The following is a 16,584-nucleotide window of genomic DNA, read 5'->3' as shown; positions in this document are numbered from 1 at the left end:
GGAATTTATAATGTTGAAAAAAACAGCGCTGGCCGCCGTCGTTATTATTGTTGCTGGAGGGATCGTTGCCGCGCCTTACATCATGAAGCCTTACGTGATCGAACAGATTAAAAATCCGGCTTTTCCCGATGATGTTCGGCAAAATCTTGTCGAGCAGGGATTTGATGTCACGCTGAGCTCGGCCGATTTTCAGGTGCAGGGGCTGACGTCTCAAGCTGTAAGACGGCTGGAGATCCTGAATCAGAATGATCAGCAACGGTTTTGTCTGGAGCTACATAGTCAGTCTGAATTTGGTTACCGGCAGTTATTTAGTGGCAAACTGGTTCAGACGCATATGGAACTAGTGAATGATTCTGCAAAATCGGAGTGTAGCCTGATTCATAATCCCCAAATTGCATCTCATCCGGGGGCCGCTCGAATTGTTCAGTCTCTGTTTCAGAAAGGGTCTCCGTTGCTGGCCGATGTATCGTATAGCTGGTTGGAAAATTTAAACTTCATGGTTCGGGTGGAGCCGCGCACCATTTATAACATGGACAACGGAAAAGGGCAGGCCGATAAATTTGTATTTAAAGCGTTGCAAATCCGAGGTCAGGACGATCTAAAAGGGCATCAGCAGACGCAGGTCAACTGGGAGGGAGGCAATCTCTCTGTCCGTTATGTTAGTCATGGTTCGGTTGGACAACTTGAACTGGCATTGGGGGGAATTTCGGGTCATTCGGATTATCACTGGCAGTCGCAGACGTCGATGGCTCCGGGTGAGTTTTCCATGCAAGTGGGGTCATCGTCGATGCATGTATTGAGTGATGATGAAGATAGCCCGCAGGTGATGACGTTTTCTGGATTAACGATGTCAGGAAACACGACTTTTGATCAGAAGCAGCAGACTTTCGACTCATCGTTACGCAGCCAGATTTCAGATTTAATGTTCAATCAAATCGCGATTGGCAATCCACAATTTAATGTGAGTCTCAATCACATGAGTGCAGCTTCTGATCGGGAGGTCGCTCATTTCTTTAAGCAAATGCAAGACCAGCCACATGATTGGAAATATAAGCAAGATTTAGATGCCATGATGGCTAAAGCACTCAGCCATACTCAGTTGCAGTTCTCTCCGATAGCTTTGCAACAAAAAGAGCATGAGGTCTCGGTAGCTGGACATCTGGATATCGGAGCTTTAAACGATGCACGTGTACAACAGATGGGCGATGTTGGTTTGTTACTGGAATTGATGGCTCATGTGCAGGCTGATTTAAATGTGGTCATCGATCAAGAGCCGATCCAGCAATTGATCCGGGGGCTATTATCTTTTGATAAAGACCATCCGCAATTGAGGGATCAGCGTTCTGCCATGTTGTCAGAACAGGTGCAGCGAGTGTTGGAGTTTCAGTCTCAGCGTGGTTATCTGGCTTATGATCAGAGTAAACAACGTTATTCGAGCCATGTGGTGTTAAAAAATGGCCAGTTGTTGCTGAATGGGAAAAGTTTTCAGCATCCTTAAGCTTTGATATAGCATGTTGATCTGTTGTTAAAAAGGGGCTCCCCAACAACGGATCAACATGATACCGTGACAGGATACCCATATTTTTCAGGTCATCGTGAAGGAGTGATAATGGAACAATTTGCACATATTAATGTGGAACAAGCGCAGGCGCTTGTCGCTGAAAGTGGGGCTATTATTGCGGATATCCGTGATGATCAGTCATATCAACAGAGTCATCCTCAAGGGGCGATCCATTTAACCAACCAGAGTTTAACAGCGCTGATGCATGACCATGATCCGGACACTCCAATTATTGTGGTCTGCTATCATGGTCACTCTAGTCAAGGTGCCGCCCAGTATTTGATCCAGCAGGGATTTGAAGAGGTTTATTCGTTAGATGGTGGGTTTGAAGCGTGGGCGCAGCAAGCTCCGGTCACGAATAAATAGGTCGTTTCATGCAGCAATTGGTTGTAATAAATAATCCTCGTCTGGCACAAGCATTTGTTGATTATATGGCAACGCTACACATTGAATGCCAGCTGTCTGTCGATCATAATGACGTGATCATTTGGCTTATCGATGATCAACATCTGGAGCGGGCTCGGCAGGAACTTGAAGAATTTGTTAAAAATCCTTTAGCGCCTAAATATCAGGCGGCTTCTTGGTCGGTGGGCGATCACAAGCGAGCTTCTATTCGTTACCATAGTTCGACTTCGGAGATTAAACAGCGGCTGCTGAGCCATGCTGGACCCGTCACTTTAATCATGATGGGCGTTGCCGCTATTGTGTATGTGTTGGGAATTTTAACTGGTGGCGAATGGTTGTTTAATGGGTTGCGGTTCTCTGATAGTTGGCATCAACTTTTAGAGCAGCCTTGGCGCGCAGTCACACCGATCCTCCTGCATTTTTCTATTCTGCATATTCTCTTTAATCTATTGTGGTGGTGGGAATTAGGGGGCGTGATCGAGCGGAGACTGGGTAGCGGTAAGTTATTCATGATTCTGATTGTGGCCGCCGTGATCCCGAATATGGCGCAGTTCTGGGTCTCCGGGCCTTATTTTGGCGGGCTTTCTGGGGTTGTCTATGCTCTTTTGGGGTATTTGTGGCTGACCGGATGGCTACGGCCTCAGCTAGGGATATCTATAAATAATGGAATCGTCATTTTTATGCTGGCTTGGCTGGTGATTGGCTTTTTTCAGGTCATCGGCCCGGCAACCGCCAATCAGGCTCACCTATTTGGGTTGCTGGTTGGTTGTTTGCAGGCCGTATTTGATAAGGTTACTGATAAAGATATTTCGTAAATAAGAGATCATCCACCAGGTCTTTTTCCCCAGTTTCCTGGAATAATAAATCGTTCACAGTGGACAGACATTGTTCTCGAATTTTTTCTCGACCTGTGAGTGAGCGGATTTGCGGTTCATCCTGAGACCCGAAAATTTTAATAATAGCGTCACGCAGTAATGGCGAATTATGTTCTACATCGGCTAAACGGCTTTGATGTTTGACTCGTAATTCGACGGAGAGGCGGATGTATCCTAGGGTTCGCCCGGCTTTGATATAATTTGTAATAATATCGGGTTCAAATCCGAAGTAGGCATAGCTATCCTGATTTTGTGGTTCATCTGCGGCCTGTACCGTGGCCGTACTGAACCAGCCGATTAAAACAACTATCAAAATCCGCAAGAACTGATTCATAACCTGTGTGATTCCCTATATTTTTACAGAAGAGTATTGTCACTTTTTCTCTGTGGGGGTCAAGTTTTTCCTGATTGGATAGCCTCAGTCTAGCTGCTTTTTGATAAGTTTACATTGTTGTAATGAATACGGGATAATAGACGTTTATTTTGACCGATATGGATGGAGATGGAATCATTAAGCTGGCCTGAAGCTTGGGATTCATGGGCTATTCTCGAACCTGACAAGCTCCCTGAAGCCATGATCGGAAACTGGCTGCGAGCCAGAGGTTCATTAACGCAACAGTTAAAACGGTATTGTCAGCGATTCCGGGTGGATGTTTTGCTGAATCAGCCTGCGATAGCTCGTCAGGATGAAATGACGTTGTTGAACGGCCATAGTAGAATATGGGAGCGGCAGGTTTGTCTGTCTGGTGATGGGATCCCGTGGGTGTTGGCCCGTAGTCTCTGGGATCCAAAAGATGGCTCTTTAAGGGCGTTGTCCCGGATTAACACTCAGCCTCTAGGGGAGTGGATCTTCAGCAATCAAGATAGCGATCCATTGCAACTGCGACAAATTAGTCGATGTTATGGTGTTCACCCGGAGCCGTTATGGGCCCGGCGCAGCGTGTATTCAGTTCGAGCCTCGCAGTTATTAGTTCAGGAATTATTTTTGCCGGATTGTCCGGCGTATCTGGAGATTTGTCATGGCCAGTGAAAATTCAAAATGGCTGGCTTATGTACAGCTGATGCGGATTAATAAGCCGATTGGTTCGCTGTTGCTACTTTGGCCAACGTTGTGGGCATTATGGTTCGCCGCGGATGGACGCCCTGATTTTAGTATTGTCGTCGTTTTTGTGATTGGGGTTTGGTTGATGCGCTCTGCCGGCTGTGTGATCAATGATTTTGCCGATCGCAAAGTCGATGGCTTTGTCAAACGAACTCAGAATCGACCGTTTCCTGCGGGATTGGTCACGGCGGGTCAAGCCTTGGGATTATTTCTGATTTTAGTCGGCTGTGCCTTTGCGATGGTTTTGACTCAAAATCGTTTAACCATTGAATTATCGTTTGCAGCATTGATATTGGCCGCGATCTATCCATTTATGAAACGGTATACCCATCTGCCACAGTTATTTTTGGCGTTGGCTTATAGTTGGGCGATCCCAATGGCGTATGCCGCGCAGAGTGATTCGTTGCCATTACAGGCTTGGTTACTGTTGTTGGCCAATAGTGCCTGGACTATTGCTTACGATACTTTTTATGCCATGGTCGATCGAGATGATGATGTTAAAGTCGGCATTAAATCAACGGCAATTCTGTTTGGGCGTTGGGATAAGCGAGTGATCGCTTGCTTACAGTTGATTACCTTGCTTTTGCTTATTTGGGTGGGGCATTTGAATGGGGTGTCGGCTATCTATTTTATTGGATTAGCTATCGCGGCTGGTTTGTTTATCTATCAACAGCAATTGGCCCGCTTTCGGGAACGTCAGGCTTGTTTTAAAGCATTTTTGAACAACAACTATGTGGGAATGGTGGTGTTCTTCGGGGTGGCACTGCATTATCTGTGGGTGGTGTAAAATTGTCCGATGTCTCTGTTCGAGCGCTTTCAGAGACATCGGTATTTGCCATTACAACTGAGCCTGTAAGTATATTTCAAGGCCGAGTAATTTGATCTGTTTAAGTTGTTGTTCCAGCCAATGAGCATGATCCATTTCGGTATCATCAATGAGTCGTTGCAGGGCATGTTTCGTCACATAATCCTGTTCTTTCTCACATAAATCCATGGTTTCTTTCAGCAGCTTATCAACGGTATATTCAACTTGAAGATCGTTTTCTAACATACTGGGAACGTCGGAACCCACATGAATTGTATCGCGAGTGACCATGTCTGGAGTTCCTTCCAAGAACAGAATACGCTCGATTAAGATGGAGATGTGTTCGCGTTCTTCGAGGGATTCGTGTTCGATACGTTCATAAAGTTTGCTGTATCCCCAGTCACTATACATTCGGGAATGAATCAGGTACTGGTCCATTGCGGTCAATTCATTGGCCAATAAATGATTTAAAGCATCAATTACAATCTGTTTGCCTTGCATATCAGTCATCCTCCGAAATTTTCGTTTGCAGGTATTTTTCAATGCCTATTTCTTTGATCTGGTAGTGTTGTGCTTCGAGCCAATCGATATGTTCCTCTTCATCATCTAGAATTGAACCCAATAGATCGCGACTGACATAGTCCGTTTCTGCTTCACAAGTGGCAATAGCTTGACGTAACAATGGAATTTGTTCCAATTCGAAATCTAGATCACAACGCAACATTTCTTGGGCGTGCTCACCAATTTTTAAAGCTCCCAGCGCTTGCAAATTGGGAAGTCCTTCTAGGAATAAAATACGCTCGATCAGCGCGTCCGCTTGTTTCATATCCTTAATTGATTTTTTATAACTGACTTTGTTGAGTTCATTGAACCCCCAGTTACCAAACATCCGGGCATGCAGAAAAAACTGGTTAATTGAGGTTAATTCTGCCGTCAGCACTTTGTTTAATAATTGGATGATCTGTGGATGACCCTGCATATTAAACGTCTCCAGTCGTTGTCTTAAAATTTTAGTATAGGCATATCATTGCCAGAATGAAATCAAAAATTGATTTAAATCAATATCTTATTAACTGATTACCATTCTCATTTTTATTTAATAAATGCTGATAGGTAATTCTTTATTTTTTAAAGAAAATTAGCTCTATTGGGTGAGATAGGTCGTTTGTAGCGTGTGAATGGCACAACGGTTGCTTTGGCTAAATTAAGTGCAGTTGCTGTAAAAATGCTCATGAAATGAAACATTGTAGAAGAATAAAGGACGTCTCCTCCCCAAGCCCATCATCGCAAGGCATACCAAGGCCTGTCGCGTGGACAAAAAAGCAAAAGCAATGCTCGTTCGCGTTATGTCGGTGGCCGCGTCATTGGATGGTGAAAGTGTTTTAAGACAAAATGCCAATTCGGCGAAACCGTTCATGCTTGCTGACCTTGCCGTTTAACTCGGGATGTAGCCAGCCAAATTAGTGCGGCACGTATTGCCGGAGCCGATGACTATCGGCACCTTGTTCAAAATGGATTTAATTTGTACAAATTTAGCTGTTTTTGGACAAACTTTTTTACAGCATGCAAACTTTATTTTAACCAAACTCGAAAGCGGAACGATATATTTTCATGGATCATGCAATAAGTATTTACTAAGCGTGCTTATTAAATATAATGCTATTTCTTATATAGGAGTAACTGAATGAATTCTCTTGAAAAAATATTGCTAGAGTATGCACCTGCTGAAAAATTAGGCCGGACATTCCGCTTGTGGCGCGGTGTAGCGGATCGCTATTTAAAACCTTTGGGACTCACGCATCCTCGTTGGACAGCTTTGTGGAAGTTAGCGCGTATGGATGGAGAAGTTAGCCAGAAACGATTAGCTGATGCGTTAGAGTTGGAATTGCCATCACTCATGCGGACACTGGGCCAACTTGAATCTCAGGGGCTCATTGAGCGTAAAACGTGTGAAACCGACCGGCGCGCCCGCATCGTGATGATGACAGAAGCCGGTCAGTTATTACTGTCTGAAATTGAGCAGCGTATTTTGTTAATTCGGCAGTCACTTTTGGCTGGGATCCCAGAAGATCAACTGCAACTTTTTGAGCAGCTCTTGATGCAGATTTCATCAAATGCTGAGCAAATGGAACAGAGCATTTAAACAGATAAGCGAGGCGTTTATTGCCGCTATCGTTTGATATTTCATGGCTATGTCATCGATACGATCTCTGTCTTAAATCTAAACCAGAGTGGTTTTTACCCTTATTCCTCATCGGGTTATTTTCTGCCGTGTCAGACGATGAGTTTGGTGATAACGCTGAATCCACTGCAATATGATAAATATCATGCTGAAAATTAATAGATAACCGATCTCTGTACCCAGACTCCACATAAAAATAATACAAATAATGGCTGAAAAAATGGCCAGTCCTCGGCCAAATCCTTTGAGTAATGTGCATCCTGCGAGCATGGCCAGGAGATATATGGCAATAAAACTGCCATTGCAATAGAGAAGTAATTGACTCAGGTCGAGACCGATAAACCAAATCAGCCAAGTCATGAGCATGATGAATCCGGTTGTGACGAGCAGCGCTGGCAGTGGGGCCTGATGGCGGTTTAACTGAGCCATAAAAGTGGGTAATTTTTGTTCTTGTGCCAGGCTCCAGAGTAAACGAGCAGCTCCCTGAATGTAAGTATTGGTACAGGCAAAGCAAGAGAGAAAGCCTAGTGTGGATACTAATAGGCCGACTTTAGGGCCGAATAATTGGCTGGCAATGGCCGGTAAGCTTCCGGCCTGTGATGAGAGGGGTTGTTGAGCGCTATATTTTAATACGACGACGTTGGCACACCAGTACAGCGCTAGGGTAATGATGGTCCCTAGAATCAGAGCTAACGGAAAATCCCGTTGCGGTTTTTTAAACTCTTCCCCCAGATGCACAAATGCTTCCAAACCGATAATACACCAGAACATGATGCCTAATGTTTTGAGCAATGGGGTATTGAATTGCCAGTGTACCTGCACATCTGCTGGCTTTAAGTCGGCGTTTCCAAGCAGTAGTACCACGAGCACCATAATAAAAATAGCGATAGGCGTTTGCATTTTGGCGCAGGCATTAGAGCCGTAAAATCCGGTTGTAAACATCCCCACTAACATCAGGATCTGCACTGCGAGTATGGCAAGCGGTGAGAGCGGAATAACAGCAGTAATAAATCCGGTGCCGATGATGAGTGATGCAGGAATACCTACCGGAAGGATTGAAATAAATAAAAAGGCACAGTATTTTTCGAATCCTCGACCAAACGCCTGACCGACGACATGGGGTACGCCTCCTGCGTGAGGATAGCGTTTCCCGAGAGAGGCAAACGTGAGTGCGATAGGCAGGGTTACCATCAGTAAAATAGCCCACGCCAACAGTGACTGATGACCTATCATTTGAGCACTCAATCCGGGAACCACAAAGATTCCGGTTCCCAGTAGCGTCGTCACCAGTAATCCGATGCCTTGGAATAAATTGAGCTGTGGTTTTAATCGTGTCATTTGTTCATTTCCGATGAGTTCTGGTCGTGTATGATAGAACAGTTCAAGGCTGGAACGAGCTTACAAAGTGTTGGATTTTACCGTTAATTTCACGTTTCATCCCGCGAATTTGAAGGTGTGCGGCTATGGCATCCAATCATCCGGAATTTGGAACCCTAACAGATAATAAATATGGATAAATTTGATCAACAAATTATTGCATTGCTAACCCAAAATGCTCGTCAGACGACGAGTGAGATTGCCCGTCAGATAAACCTTTCCCGTTCAGCAACTCAGGAGCGTATCCGGCAGTTAGAAGTCCGAGGCATTATTAAAGGATATTATGCCAAAGTTGAAGATCCTGAACAGAAAGAGCTGTTGAAGGCTTATTTCGAAGTTCAGGGGCATGGACAAGATACCGTGTGGCGGGAGTATGCGGAACAAATAGAGACGATTCCGGAGATCCAGCGCTGTGATTTTACCAGTGGGCAGGTTGATTTAATTGCCTTTGTAGAGGCGGCCAGTATGCGTCGGATTGAAGAGATCCGCACAATCATTGAGGCGATTCCAACCGTGACTCTGGTTCGGACGCATATGGTAATGCGAACCTTATTTGACCGTAAAATTCGATGATGCTAACTCTTTGTAAAAAACGGTAAAAAGTGGGACTTACATTTGAATTTTGCGATTGATTTACAGATAGTAACGCCATGTAAACTTTGTAGGGATACAGTGAATGATAGCGTTAGTCGTTCCGGATACTCAGATCATCTTGTGGTATCGATTACTCCCGGCAGAGATGACGTCTTATTTTAATAATCCACCTCTAAATATTGCGTTGCAATGTTTGATGACGAATGAGTACTAAAAATGATAATGCGTTCTTCCTTTCGGCGTTGTTCTGGCAATAGTGTGGTTTGGATTTTAGTCATTGCCATTGTGATGGTTGTGATCCTTGGATTCGGTTGGCGATATTTTATGACTACCGATAAATCTCCTGCAACGGCGGTGGCTTCAGGGCGTGGTACGCCTCCGGCGACGACGGGACATCGACGTTTTGGTGGGCCTTTTGGGGGAATGACCAGCTCGGTGTATGTTGGAAAAGCATCGTTAGCTGACGTCGATGTGTATTTGCATGCGTTAGGTACCGTACAAGCCAATAAAACGGTGACGGTGACCAGCCGGGTGACCGGTGAATTACAACAGGTCTTTTTTGATGAAGGACAGTATGTCAAAAAAGGGCAGCGATTGGCACAAATTGATGATCGCAGTTATCAGGCTTCATTGGCGCAGTATCAAGGGGATTTGCAGCAAAATCAGGCGCTGTTGAAAAATGCTCGTCAGACACTGGCTCGCTATCAAAAATTATTTCAGCAGGATTCGCTATCACAGCAGGATTTGCAAGATCAACAGGCGAGCGTTGGTCAGTACGAGGGCACTGTACTCGCCGATAAAGCGCAGATTCGAGCGGCGCGGCTGAATATCGATTATGCCAATATCCGGGCGCCTATCAGTGGCTATGTCGGGCTACGAACCATTGATCCAGGAAATTTGGTGAGTAGCGATTCCACCGAAATCGTGACCATTACTCAAACCCAGCCAATTGCGGTGACATTTAGTATTCCTCAGGCCCGATTACAGTCGCTCTTACAAGGGGTCCGCCGTGGTCAGAGCTATACGGTTGATGCTTATGATCAGAATGGGGTTCAGAAGATTGCCTCGGGCCAGCTGAAGTATATCAGTAACCAGATTGATACCGATACCGGGACGGTGAAACTCAAAGCGCTGTTTGATAATCAGGATTCGAAGCTGTATCCGAATCAGTTTGTGAATGCTCAGTTACAGTTGCAAACCTTGAAACAAGCCGTGGTGATCCCTCAGGCGGCATTGCAGCTCAATAGCGAGGGCGATTTTGTGTTTGTGGTGGATAGCGAATCCAAAGTCCATAAACGGTTAGTTGTTCGCGGGCCGAACAACGGTGATGATCGGGTGGTGATCTTAAAAGGCGTTCAGGCCGGAGAGCGAGTGGTAACCACCGGAGTGGATGATTTGTCTGAGGGAGCCAAAGTGAATGTGCTGACCTTGAAAAAGGCGGCTCAATGAATCCATCCCGTCTATTTATTCGAAGGCCTGTTGCAACGGTTTTGCTAATGGTTGCAGTCCTATTGGCCGGAGTGATCGCTTACCGACAACTCTCGATTTCTGCATTGCCTGAAGTCGATTATCCCACGATTCAGGTGACGACTCTGTATCCCGGCGCGAGTCCCGATGTGATGGCAACTTCGGTGACGGCGCCGCTAGAGCGTGAGTTAGGCGAGATGTCGGGGCTGAATCAAATGTATTCGACCAGTTCCGGTGGCGCTTCGGTGATTACGTTAAAATTTAATTTGTCGTTGTCGCTAGATGTCGCCGAGCAGGAAGTACAGGCGGCGATTAATTCGGCTAATAATTTGTTGCCGGACGATCTGCCGAATCCTCCGACCTATAAAAAAGTGAATCCAGCGGATACGGCCGTGATTACGATTGCCGCGACTTCCAAAACACTATCCCTCGTGAAATTACAGGATCTGATTAACTCTCGGATTGCGCTGAAGTTATCGCAAATTTCTGGGGTCGGGATGGTGACGCTGGCGGGGGGGCATCAGGCGGCGATTCGGATCCAGGCGGATCCTCGGGTATTAGCGGCTCACCAGCTGACACTGAATGATATTTATACCTTGATTAATGAGAGTAACGTCAATGGCTCTAAAGGTGGATTCGATAGTAAATATCACTCGATCAGCATCGATGCCAATGACCAGCTCCGCAGTGCCAGTGAATATGCCCGTTTGATCCTTAAATATGAAAATGGTTCGCCACTGCGAATTAAAGACGTCGCTACAGTGACCGAGGGCAGTGAAAACCAATACTTATCCGCGACGGCCAATGGTCAACCTGCCATTATTATTCAGGTGAAACGCCAGCCGGGAGCCAATGTCATTGCGGTGGTGGATCGAATTAAGCAGCAGTTGCCGACGCTGACAACTTTACTTCCCGGTAGTGTGAAATTGACGATTTTATCGGATCGAACCCAAACTATCCGGGCCTCGATTGAGGATGTGCAGTTTGAGCTGATGCTATCGATTGCACTGGTGATTATGGTGACCTTTCTGTTTTTACGGAATCTTGCGGCCACTTTTATTCCCAGTGTGGCGGTGCCGCTATCGCTGATTGGTACTTTTGGGGTGATGTATCTGGCCGGATTTAGCCTCAATAACTTGACGCTAATGGCACTGACGATTGCGACTGGTTTTGTCATCGATGATGCGATTGTGGTGGTTGAAAACATTTCGCGGCATCTGGAAAAGGGCCTGACGCCTTTGGAGGCGGCTTTTAAAGGGTCGAAGGAGATTGGGTTTACCATTATTTCGCTGACGTTTTCGCTGGTGGCGGTATTGATCCCATTGCTGTTTATGGGGGATGTCGTCGGCCGATTATTCCGAGAATTTGCGATTACATTGGCGGTCGCCATTTTAGTGTCGATGGTGATTTCTCTGACCTTAACCCCGATGCTATGTGCTTATTTTTTAAAGTATATCCCACTGTCTCAGCAAAGTCGTTTTTATAAGAAAGGCGGGGAGTTTTTTGACCGCTTACTCAATTTATATGATCGGGGGCTAAACGTTGTTTTTAAGTATCAACGAGTAGCGCTGATGATTATCGTCAGTTTATTTTTTATCACGGTCGCTTTGTATTTATGGGTGCCCAAAGGGTTTTTCCCGGCGCAGGATACCGGGGTTTTGCGAGGCATTACCAAAGCCTCGGCGGATGTATCCTATACCGAAATGGCCGCTCGTCAGCAGGCTGTGGTGCAGCGATTATTGAAGGATCCGGATGTCAGCAGTATTAGTTCGACGATTGGCGTAGATGGTCAAAATACCAGTTTGAACCGAGGTATGCTGCAGATCAATCTGGTGAGTTTTGCTCACCGCAGTGATCGAGCACCTGCGATTATTCAACGTTTGCAGCAGGAGGTCGCCGATGTTCCCGGGATCCAACTGTATCTACAAGCTCTGCAGGATCTGACGGTGGATGATCAGATCACACCCAGCCAGTATCAATTTATTTTAAGTGATACCGATGGCTCTCAGTTAGCCGGGTGGACACCGAAATTGGTTCAAGCCATGCAGCAGCGCCCTGAATTTAAAGCGGTCGTGAGTAATTTGGATCAGTTGGGACGCGTTTTATCGTTGCATATTCATCGGGATATTGCCGCGCGGTATGGAATTTCGGCTCAGGACATTGATACCGCACTCTACAATGCCTATGGGCAACGGTTGATTTCAACGATTTTTACCCAGTCAAATCAGTATCGGGTGGTGTTGGAAGTTCAGCCGCAACAGCAACGAGGCCCGGCCGATTTGGATCATATTTATGTCGCCGGGACCCGGAGTAGTGACAGTACTAATACGACTACCCCAATGGTGCGCCTGACCGATCTGGCTTCGGTAACTGAAACCACTGGGGCACTGATGAAGGCCCGCTTAGGTCAACTGCCGGCGGTGACGGTGTCGTTTAATCTGGCTGAGGGTTACTCACTGGAAGATGCGCAGTCAGCGTTGGCGCAGTTGACCCATCAACTCCAGATGCCGGTGAGTATGACCCTGAATTATCAGGGATCGGCCGATGCCTTTAGCCGTTCTTCAGGAAATACGCTCTATTTGATTCTGGCGGCACTGGTGACGATGTATATCGTGCTAGGGGTGTTATATGAGAGCTTCATCCATCCGGTGACGATTTTGACCACGTTACCGACGGCAGCTATCGGGGCTTTTCTGGCGCTGCGTTTTACCAATACCGAGTTTAGTTTGATCGCTTTAATCGGGATTATTCTGCTGATCGGGATTGTGAAGAAAAATGCCATTATGATGATCGACTTTGCCCTGGAAGCGGAGCATGAGGAACACTTGTCTCCCAAAGATGCGATTCATCAAGCGTGTCTGCTACGATTTCGCCCCATTTTGATGACGACGATGGCCGCTTTGCTCGGGGCTCTGCCCCTGATGTTTGCTCATGGATCGGGGGCCGAATTACGCCAGCCGATGGGGCTCGTGATCGTGGGAGGCTTGCTACTCAGTCAGTTACTGACCTTGTTTTCAACACCGGTGATCTATCTGTTTTTTGATCGTTTTACGCGCCGTCGCCGGGCGAGCCGGGAGCATTAAGATGAATTTATCCCGGTTGTTCATCTTCCGTCCGGTGGCTACCTGGCTGCTGACGCTGGCATTGATGTTGTTAGGGGTGCTGGGATTTCGGTTATTGCCGGTTGCTCCGCTCCCTTCGGTCTCATTTCCGGTTATTGTGGTTAGTGCTAATTTGGCCGGGGCTTCTCCGGCCACGATGGCGGCAACGGTGGCTACACCTTTGGAACGTGCTCTAGGCCAGATTGCCGGCGTCAATGAAATGACTTCCTCTAGCTCGCAAGGGTCTACGGAAGTGATTCTGCAGTTTGACTTAAATCGAGATATTAACGGGGCGGCCCGAGATGTGCAGGCCGCTATTAATGCTGCTCGCAGCCTGCTGCCGAGTGCCATGAGCTCGCTGCCAACCTATCGCAAGATCAACCCTTCATCGGCGCCGGTGATGATGCTGACGTTGACTTCCGATTCATTATCTACGGGTGAGCTGTATCAGTTTGTCTCAAATAATCTAGAAACTCGGATGGCTCAGGTTCCGGGGGTTGGTTCGGTGTCGTTGTTTGGTAGTGCGCTTCCGGCGATCCGGATCGATGTCCATCCACAGGCGTTGACTCATTATGGGATCTCGTTGGAAACGGTGCGTCGGGCGATTGCTCAGGCAACCGATCATCAACCCAAGGGGATTCTTCAGGGGCAACGTTATGCCTGGATGGTAAATACCAACGATCAACTGACGGATGTTGATTCTTATCGTAAGTTAGTGATTGCTTACAAAGAGGGGGCAGCCATCTACCTGCGGGATATCGCCAATGTTCGTAACGGTGTTCAGAACGAATATAACGTGGCTTATTACAATAATCAGCCGGCAGTGAATATCGGGGTGACGCTGGCTTCAGGTGCGAATATGTTGTCGACCATTGAAGCGATTAAAGCTCAGTTGCCGACATTTCGTAAACTGCTGCCGCAGGGTGCGCGATTGGTGGTATCGATGGATCGATCCCCTACTATTGTGTCGTCGCTGCATGAAACCGAACGCACGTTGCTCATCGCTATTGCACTGGTGATAGCGGTGGTATTTATCTTTTTGCGGAACATTCGGGCACTGCTGATCCCGGCATTAGCATTGCCCATTTCGCTGGTCGGCACTTTTGCGGTGATGTATTTGCTGGGATACAGCCTGGATAATTTGTCCTTGATGGCTTTAATTGTGGCGACTGGTTTTGTCGTCGATGATGCCATTGTCGTGCTTGAGAATATTTCCCGAAATCTGGAAGAAGGATTCGGCCCGGTTCGGGCGGCACTGCGGGGTTCGAAAGAGGTCGGATTCACCGTGTTATCTATGACGCTATCGCTGGTGGCGGTGTTTATCCCATTATTGTTGATGGGCGGCATCGTTGGCCGATTGTTTCAGGAGTTTGCCGTCACATTAACCGTTGCGTTGTTGATCTCGATGGTGGTGTCGTTAACGTTGACGCCAATGCTCTGCTCGCGGTTGTTGCGACGGGCACCGCCGCGATCATCTCAACCTCGATTATACCGAATGATTGAAATGGCGCTGAAAGCTTTGCAGAACGGCTATCAGCGTTCGCTCCGAGTTTTATTGGTACACCGGCGGTTGACGTTATTGGTGTTACTGGCCACGATTGTGCTTAACGGTTATCTATATGTGGTGGTGCAGAAGGGATTTTTCCCCGATCAGGATACTGGGCTATTGTTTGGTGCTGTCCGTTCCGATCAGAGTACTTCATTTGCATTGATGAAACCGCGCTTGATTAAATATTCCAAGATGATTCGGGATGATCCGGCGGTGGCCAGTGTGATGGCGTCTATTTCCAGCAGTCACCGCGGTACACGTAACAGCGGACGTTTTTTTGTCCGTCTAAAACCGGAAAGCCAGCGTCAAGCGAGTGCTCAGGAAGTGGCAAACCGACTGTATATGAAAGCAAAAACTATGGCAGATGGTAAATTATTTCTAATGGCGGTGGGTGATTTGCACTTTGGAGGCCGTAGTGCCGATGCCAGTTATCAACTGAGTTTGCAGGCCGATGATCTGGATTTGTTGCGGCAGTGGGCTCCCCGGGTTAAAGAGGCACTGACCGCATTGCCGGAATTAAGTGGCGTGACTTCTGATTTACAAGATGGTGGTCAGGAAATTCGGTTAGTGATTGATCGGGATGCGGCAAAGCGGTTGGGAATTTCGGTGCGAGATCTGGATGCATTGCTCAATAATTCATTTAGTCAGCGTCAGATAGCAACTATGTATCAGAGCCTCAACCAATATTATGTGGTGATGGGACTGACGGATGATTATGTCAGTAACAGTGAGATGCTCCAGCAGATGCATATCGTCACAGATGCCGGAAAAGTGGTGCCGTTGCAGGCCTTCACGCATATAGAGAGTAGTAATGCACCGTTATCGGTGGCTCATCAGGGGCATTCGGCAACAGTGACTGTTGCTTTTAATACTGCGGATGGCGTTACCTTGGCACAGGCGCAGCAAGCCATTCACCAGGCGCTGCAACAGATTGCGCTGCCGGGAACCATTTCGGCCAGTTATGCCGGTAATGCTCAGATTTCGCAAAGTTTTATTCAGCAGATCCCGCTGTTGATTTTAGCCGCGTTGGCAGCGGTTTATATTGTGTTGGGGATGTTGTATGAGAGTTATGTGCACCCGCTGACCATCCTTTCGACACTGCCTTCTGCCGGTCTTGGGGCTTTATTGTTGATGCAGATGACCCATACGCCGCTGACCGTGGTCGCTGTGATTGGAATTTTGCTGCTGATTGGGATTGTAAAAAAGAATGCCATTATGATGATCGATTTTGCCTTGGATGCGCAGCGCCAGCATGGATTGGCTCCGAAAGATGCGATCTTTGAAGCGTGTATTAAGCGTTTCCGGCCGATCTTGATGACGTCGTTGGCGGCATTTTTTGGTGCATTGCCGATGGTGTTGGACAGTGGCGGTGATGCTGATTTACGGCGTCCACTGGGGATTGCGATCTGCGGTGGGTTGGTGGTCAGCCAGATCTTAACGCTGTATACCACCCCCGTTGTGTATATCTATATGGATAAAATGAGTCAGGGTACCCGTCATTTATGGAATCGTTACATTCGGCGTCATGCTCGGTCCGAGCCGTCTTCTCAGGTAGGTGAGTGATTT

At 47.0% G+C, this 16,584-nt stretch carries 16 protein-coding genes; 12 read left to right on the top strand and 4 right to left on the bottom strand.

Translation table 11 applies throughout. From position 1 onward, the window contains the following. Positions 1-10: 10 nt before the first annotated feature. The 3 genes from ABUE20_RS10580 (at position 11) to glpG (ending at position 2,781) form a co-directional block, all read left to right on the top strand. The gene (locus ABUE20_RS10580) at positions 11-1,498 is read left to right on the top strand and encodes a DUF945 family protein (RefSeq protein ID WP_408619890.1); all 1,488 of its coding nucleotides are present in this window, start codon (positions 11-13) and stop codon (positions 1,496-1,498) included. Positions 1,499-1,609: 111 nt separating this feature from the next. Continuing rightward, entirely contained in the window at positions 1,610-1,927 is a 318-nt protein-coding gene (gene glpE, locus ABUE20_RS10575; protein WP_408619889.1) for a thiosulfate sulfurtransferase GlpE, read from the top strand. 8 nt (positions 1,928-1,935) lie between these two features. Next, the gene (glpG, locus tag ABUE20_RS10570; protein WP_408619888.1) at positions 1,936-2,781 is read left to right on the top strand and encodes a rhomboid family intramembrane serine protease GlpG; all 846 of its coding nucleotides are present in this window, start codon (positions 1,936-1,938) and stop codon (positions 2,779-2,781) included. Here the strand turns inward: glpG and ABUE20_RS10565 are convergent. Continuing rightward, positions 2,759-3,175, bottom strand: coding sequence for a flagellar basal body-associated protein FliL (locus tag ABUE20_RS10565; protein ID WP_408619887.1), 417 nt, complete (start codon positions 3,173-3,175; stop codon positions 2,759-2,761). The genes glpG and ABUE20_RS10565 overlap by 23 nt on opposite strands. A gap of 168 nt (positions 3,176-3,343) precedes the next feature. Here ABUE20_RS10565 and ABUE20_RS10560 point away from each other — a divergent pair, with 168 nt between their 5' ends. Both ABUE20_RS10560 and ubiA read left to right on the top strand, forming a co-directional pair. Further along, positions 3,344-3,871, top strand: coding sequence for a chorismate--pyruvate lyase family protein (locus ABUE20_RS10560; RefSeq protein WP_408619886.1), 528 nt, complete (start codon positions 3,344-3,346; stop codon positions 3,869-3,871). Beyond that, a complete protein-coding gene (ubiA, locus tag ABUE20_RS10555; RefSeq protein WP_408619885.1) occupies positions 3,861-4,730 on the top strand; it encodes a 4-hydroxybenzoate octaprenyltransferase in 870 nt (289 codons plus the stop codon). The genes ABUE20_RS10560 and ubiA overlap by 11 nt, the downstream gene beginning before the upstream one ends. 51 nt (positions 4,731-4,781) lie before the next feature. On the opposite strand, the gene bfr (ABUE20_RS10550) is transcribed toward ubiA, so the two are convergent. Both bfr (ABUE20_RS10550) and bfr (ABUE20_RS10545) read right to left on the bottom strand, forming a co-directional pair. Continuing rightward, on the bottom strand, positions 4,782-5,249 hold the full coding sequence (gene bfr, locus ABUE20_RS10550; protein WP_408619884.1) for a bacterioferritin: 468 nt from the start codon (positions 5,247-5,249) through the stop codon (positions 4,782-4,784). Between the two features lies 1 nt (position 5,250). Further along, positions 5,251-5,727 carry a bacterioferritin gene (bfr, locus tag ABUE20_RS10545; protein WP_408619883.1) on the bottom strand — a complete coding sequence of 159 codons (477 nt, stop codon included), beginning with the start codon at positions 5,725-5,727 and terminating at the stop codon, positions 5,251-5,253. Positions 5,728-6,058: 331 nt separating this feature from the next. Between bfr (ABUE20_RS10545) and ABUE20_RS10540 the strand changes: the two genes are divergently transcribed. Next, the gene (locus tag ABUE20_RS10540; RefSeq protein ID WP_408619882.1) at positions 6,059-6,187 is read left to right on the top strand and encodes a hypothetical protein; all 129 of its coding nucleotides are present in this window, start codon (positions 6,059-6,061) and stop codon (positions 6,185-6,187) included. A 245-nt stretch (positions 6,188-6,432) separates the two neighbouring features. Continuing rightward, positions 6,433-6,891, top strand: a complete 459-nt coding sequence (gene slyA / locus ABUE20_RS10535) for a transcriptional regulator SlyA (protein ID WP_408619881.1) — start codon at positions 6,433-6,435, stop codon at positions 6,889-6,891. Between the two features lie 108 nt (positions 6,892-6,999). Here slyA and yjeH read toward each other — a convergent pair whose 3' ends face one another. After that, positions 7,000-8,268 (bottom strand): L-methionine/branched-chain amino acid transporter, encoded by a 1,269-nt coding sequence (yjeH, locus tag ABUE20_RS10530; RefSeq protein WP_408619880.1) that lies wholly within the window; start codon positions 8,266-8,268, stop codon positions 7,000-7,002. A 171-nt stretch (positions 8,269-8,439) separates the two neighbouring features. On the opposite strand from yjeH, the gene ABUE20_RS10525 reads away from it, so the two are divergent. The 5 genes from ABUE20_RS10525 to ABUE20_RS10505 all read left to right on the top strand — a co-directional run bounded on the left by ABUE20_RS10525 (position 8,440) and on the right by ABUE20_RS10505 (position 16,581). Further along, a complete protein-coding gene (locus ABUE20_RS10525) occupies positions 8,440-8,880 on the top strand; it encodes an Lrp/AsnC family transcriptional regulator (protein WP_408619879.1) in 441 nt (146 codons plus the stop codon). 103 nt (positions 8,881-8,983) lie between these two features. Then, the gene (locus tag ABUE20_RS10520; RefSeq protein ID WP_408619878.1) at positions 8,984-9,115 is read left to right on the top strand and encodes a hypothetical protein; all 132 of its coding nucleotides are present in this window, start codon (positions 8,984-8,986) and stop codon (positions 9,113-9,115) included. Between the two features lie 2 nt (positions 9,116-9,117). After that, positions 9,118-10,350 carry an MdtA/MuxA family multidrug efflux RND transporter periplasmic adaptor subunit gene (locus ABUE20_RS10515; protein WP_408619877.1) on the top strand — a complete coding sequence of 411 codons (1,233 nt, stop codon included), beginning with the start codon at positions 9,118-9,120 and terminating at the stop codon, positions 10,348-10,350. Continuing rightward, on the top strand, positions 10,347-13,451 hold the full coding sequence (locus ABUE20_RS10510; protein WP_408619876.1) for a multidrug efflux RND transporter permease subunit: 3,105 nt from the start codon (positions 10,347-10,349) through the stop codon (positions 13,449-13,451). Before ABUE20_RS10515 ends, ABUE20_RS10510 begins: the two co-directional genes overlap by 4 nt. A 1-nt stretch (position 13,452) precedes the next feature. Then, positions 13,453-16,581: an efflux RND transporter permease subunit gene (locus ABUE20_RS10505; protein WP_408619875.1), complete on the top strand. Its 3,129-nt coding sequence runs from the start codon at positions 13,453-13,455 to the stop codon at positions 16,579-16,581. Positions 16,582-16,584 lie beyond the last annotated feature (3 nt).

The sequence above is a fragment of the Celerinatantimonas marina genome (assembly GCF_046054165.1).
Lineage (GTDB): Bacteria > Pseudomonadota > Gammaproteobacteria > Enterobacterales > Celerinatantimonadaceae > Celerinatantimonas.
This window is presented reverse-complemented; position numbering and strand designations above follow the sequence as displayed.

Coding starts and splice junctions, on each gene's coding strand:
- ABUE20_RS10520 (WP_408619878.1), top strand. CDS start 8,984: ATGATAGCGTTAGTCGTTCCGGATACTCAGATCATCTTGTGGTATCGA.
- bfr (WP_408619883.1), bottom strand. CDS start 5,727: ATGCAGGGTCATCCACAGATCATCCAATTATTAAACAAAGTGCTGACG.
- ABUE20_RS10505 (WP_408619875.1), top strand. CDS start 13,453: ATGAATTTATCCCGGTTGTTCATCTTCCGTCCGGTGGCTACCTGGCTG.
- ABUE20_RS10560 (WP_408619886.1), top strand. CDS start 3,344: ATGGAATCATTAAGCTGGCCTGAAGCTTGGGATTCATGGGCTATTCTC.
- glpG (WP_408619888.1), top strand. CDS start 1,936: ATGCAGCAATTGGTTGTAATAAATAATCCTCGTCTGGCACAAGCATTT.
- glpE (WP_408619889.1), top strand. CDS start 1,610: ATGGAACAATTTGCACATATTAATGTGGAACAAGCGCAGGCGCTTGTC.
- ABUE20_RS10580 (WP_408619890.1), top strand. CDS start 11: ATGTTGAAAAAAACAGCGCTGGCCGCCGTCGTTATTATTGTTGCTGGA.
- ABUE20_RS10515 (WP_408619877.1), top strand. CDS start 9,118: ATGATAATGCGTTCTTCCTTTCGGCGTTGTTCTGGCAATAGTGTGGTT.
- ubiA (WP_408619885.1), top strand. CDS start 3,861: ATGGCCAGTGAAAATTCAAAATGGCTGGCTTATGTACAGCTGATGCGG.
- ABUE20_RS10565 (WP_408619887.1), bottom strand. CDS start 3,175: ATGAATCAGTTCTTGCGGATTTTGATAGTTGTTTTAATCGGCTGGTTC.
- yjeH (WP_408619880.1), bottom strand. CDS start 8,268: ATGACACGATTAAAACCACAGCTCAATTTATTCCAAGGCATCGGATTA.
- ABUE20_RS10510 (WP_408619876.1), top strand. CDS start 10,347: ATGAATCCATCCCGTCTATTTATTCGAAGGCCTGTTGCAACGGTTTTG.
- slyA (WP_408619881.1), top strand. CDS start 6,433: ATGAATTCTCTTGAAAAAATATTGCTAGAGTATGCACCTGCTGAAAAA.
- ABUE20_RS10525 (WP_408619879.1), top strand. CDS start 8,440: ATGGATAAATTTGATCAACAAATTATTGCATTGCTAACCCAAAATGCT.
- bfr (WP_408619884.1), bottom strand. CDS start 5,249: ATGCAAGGCAAACAGATTGTAATTGATGCTTTAAATCATTTATTGGCC.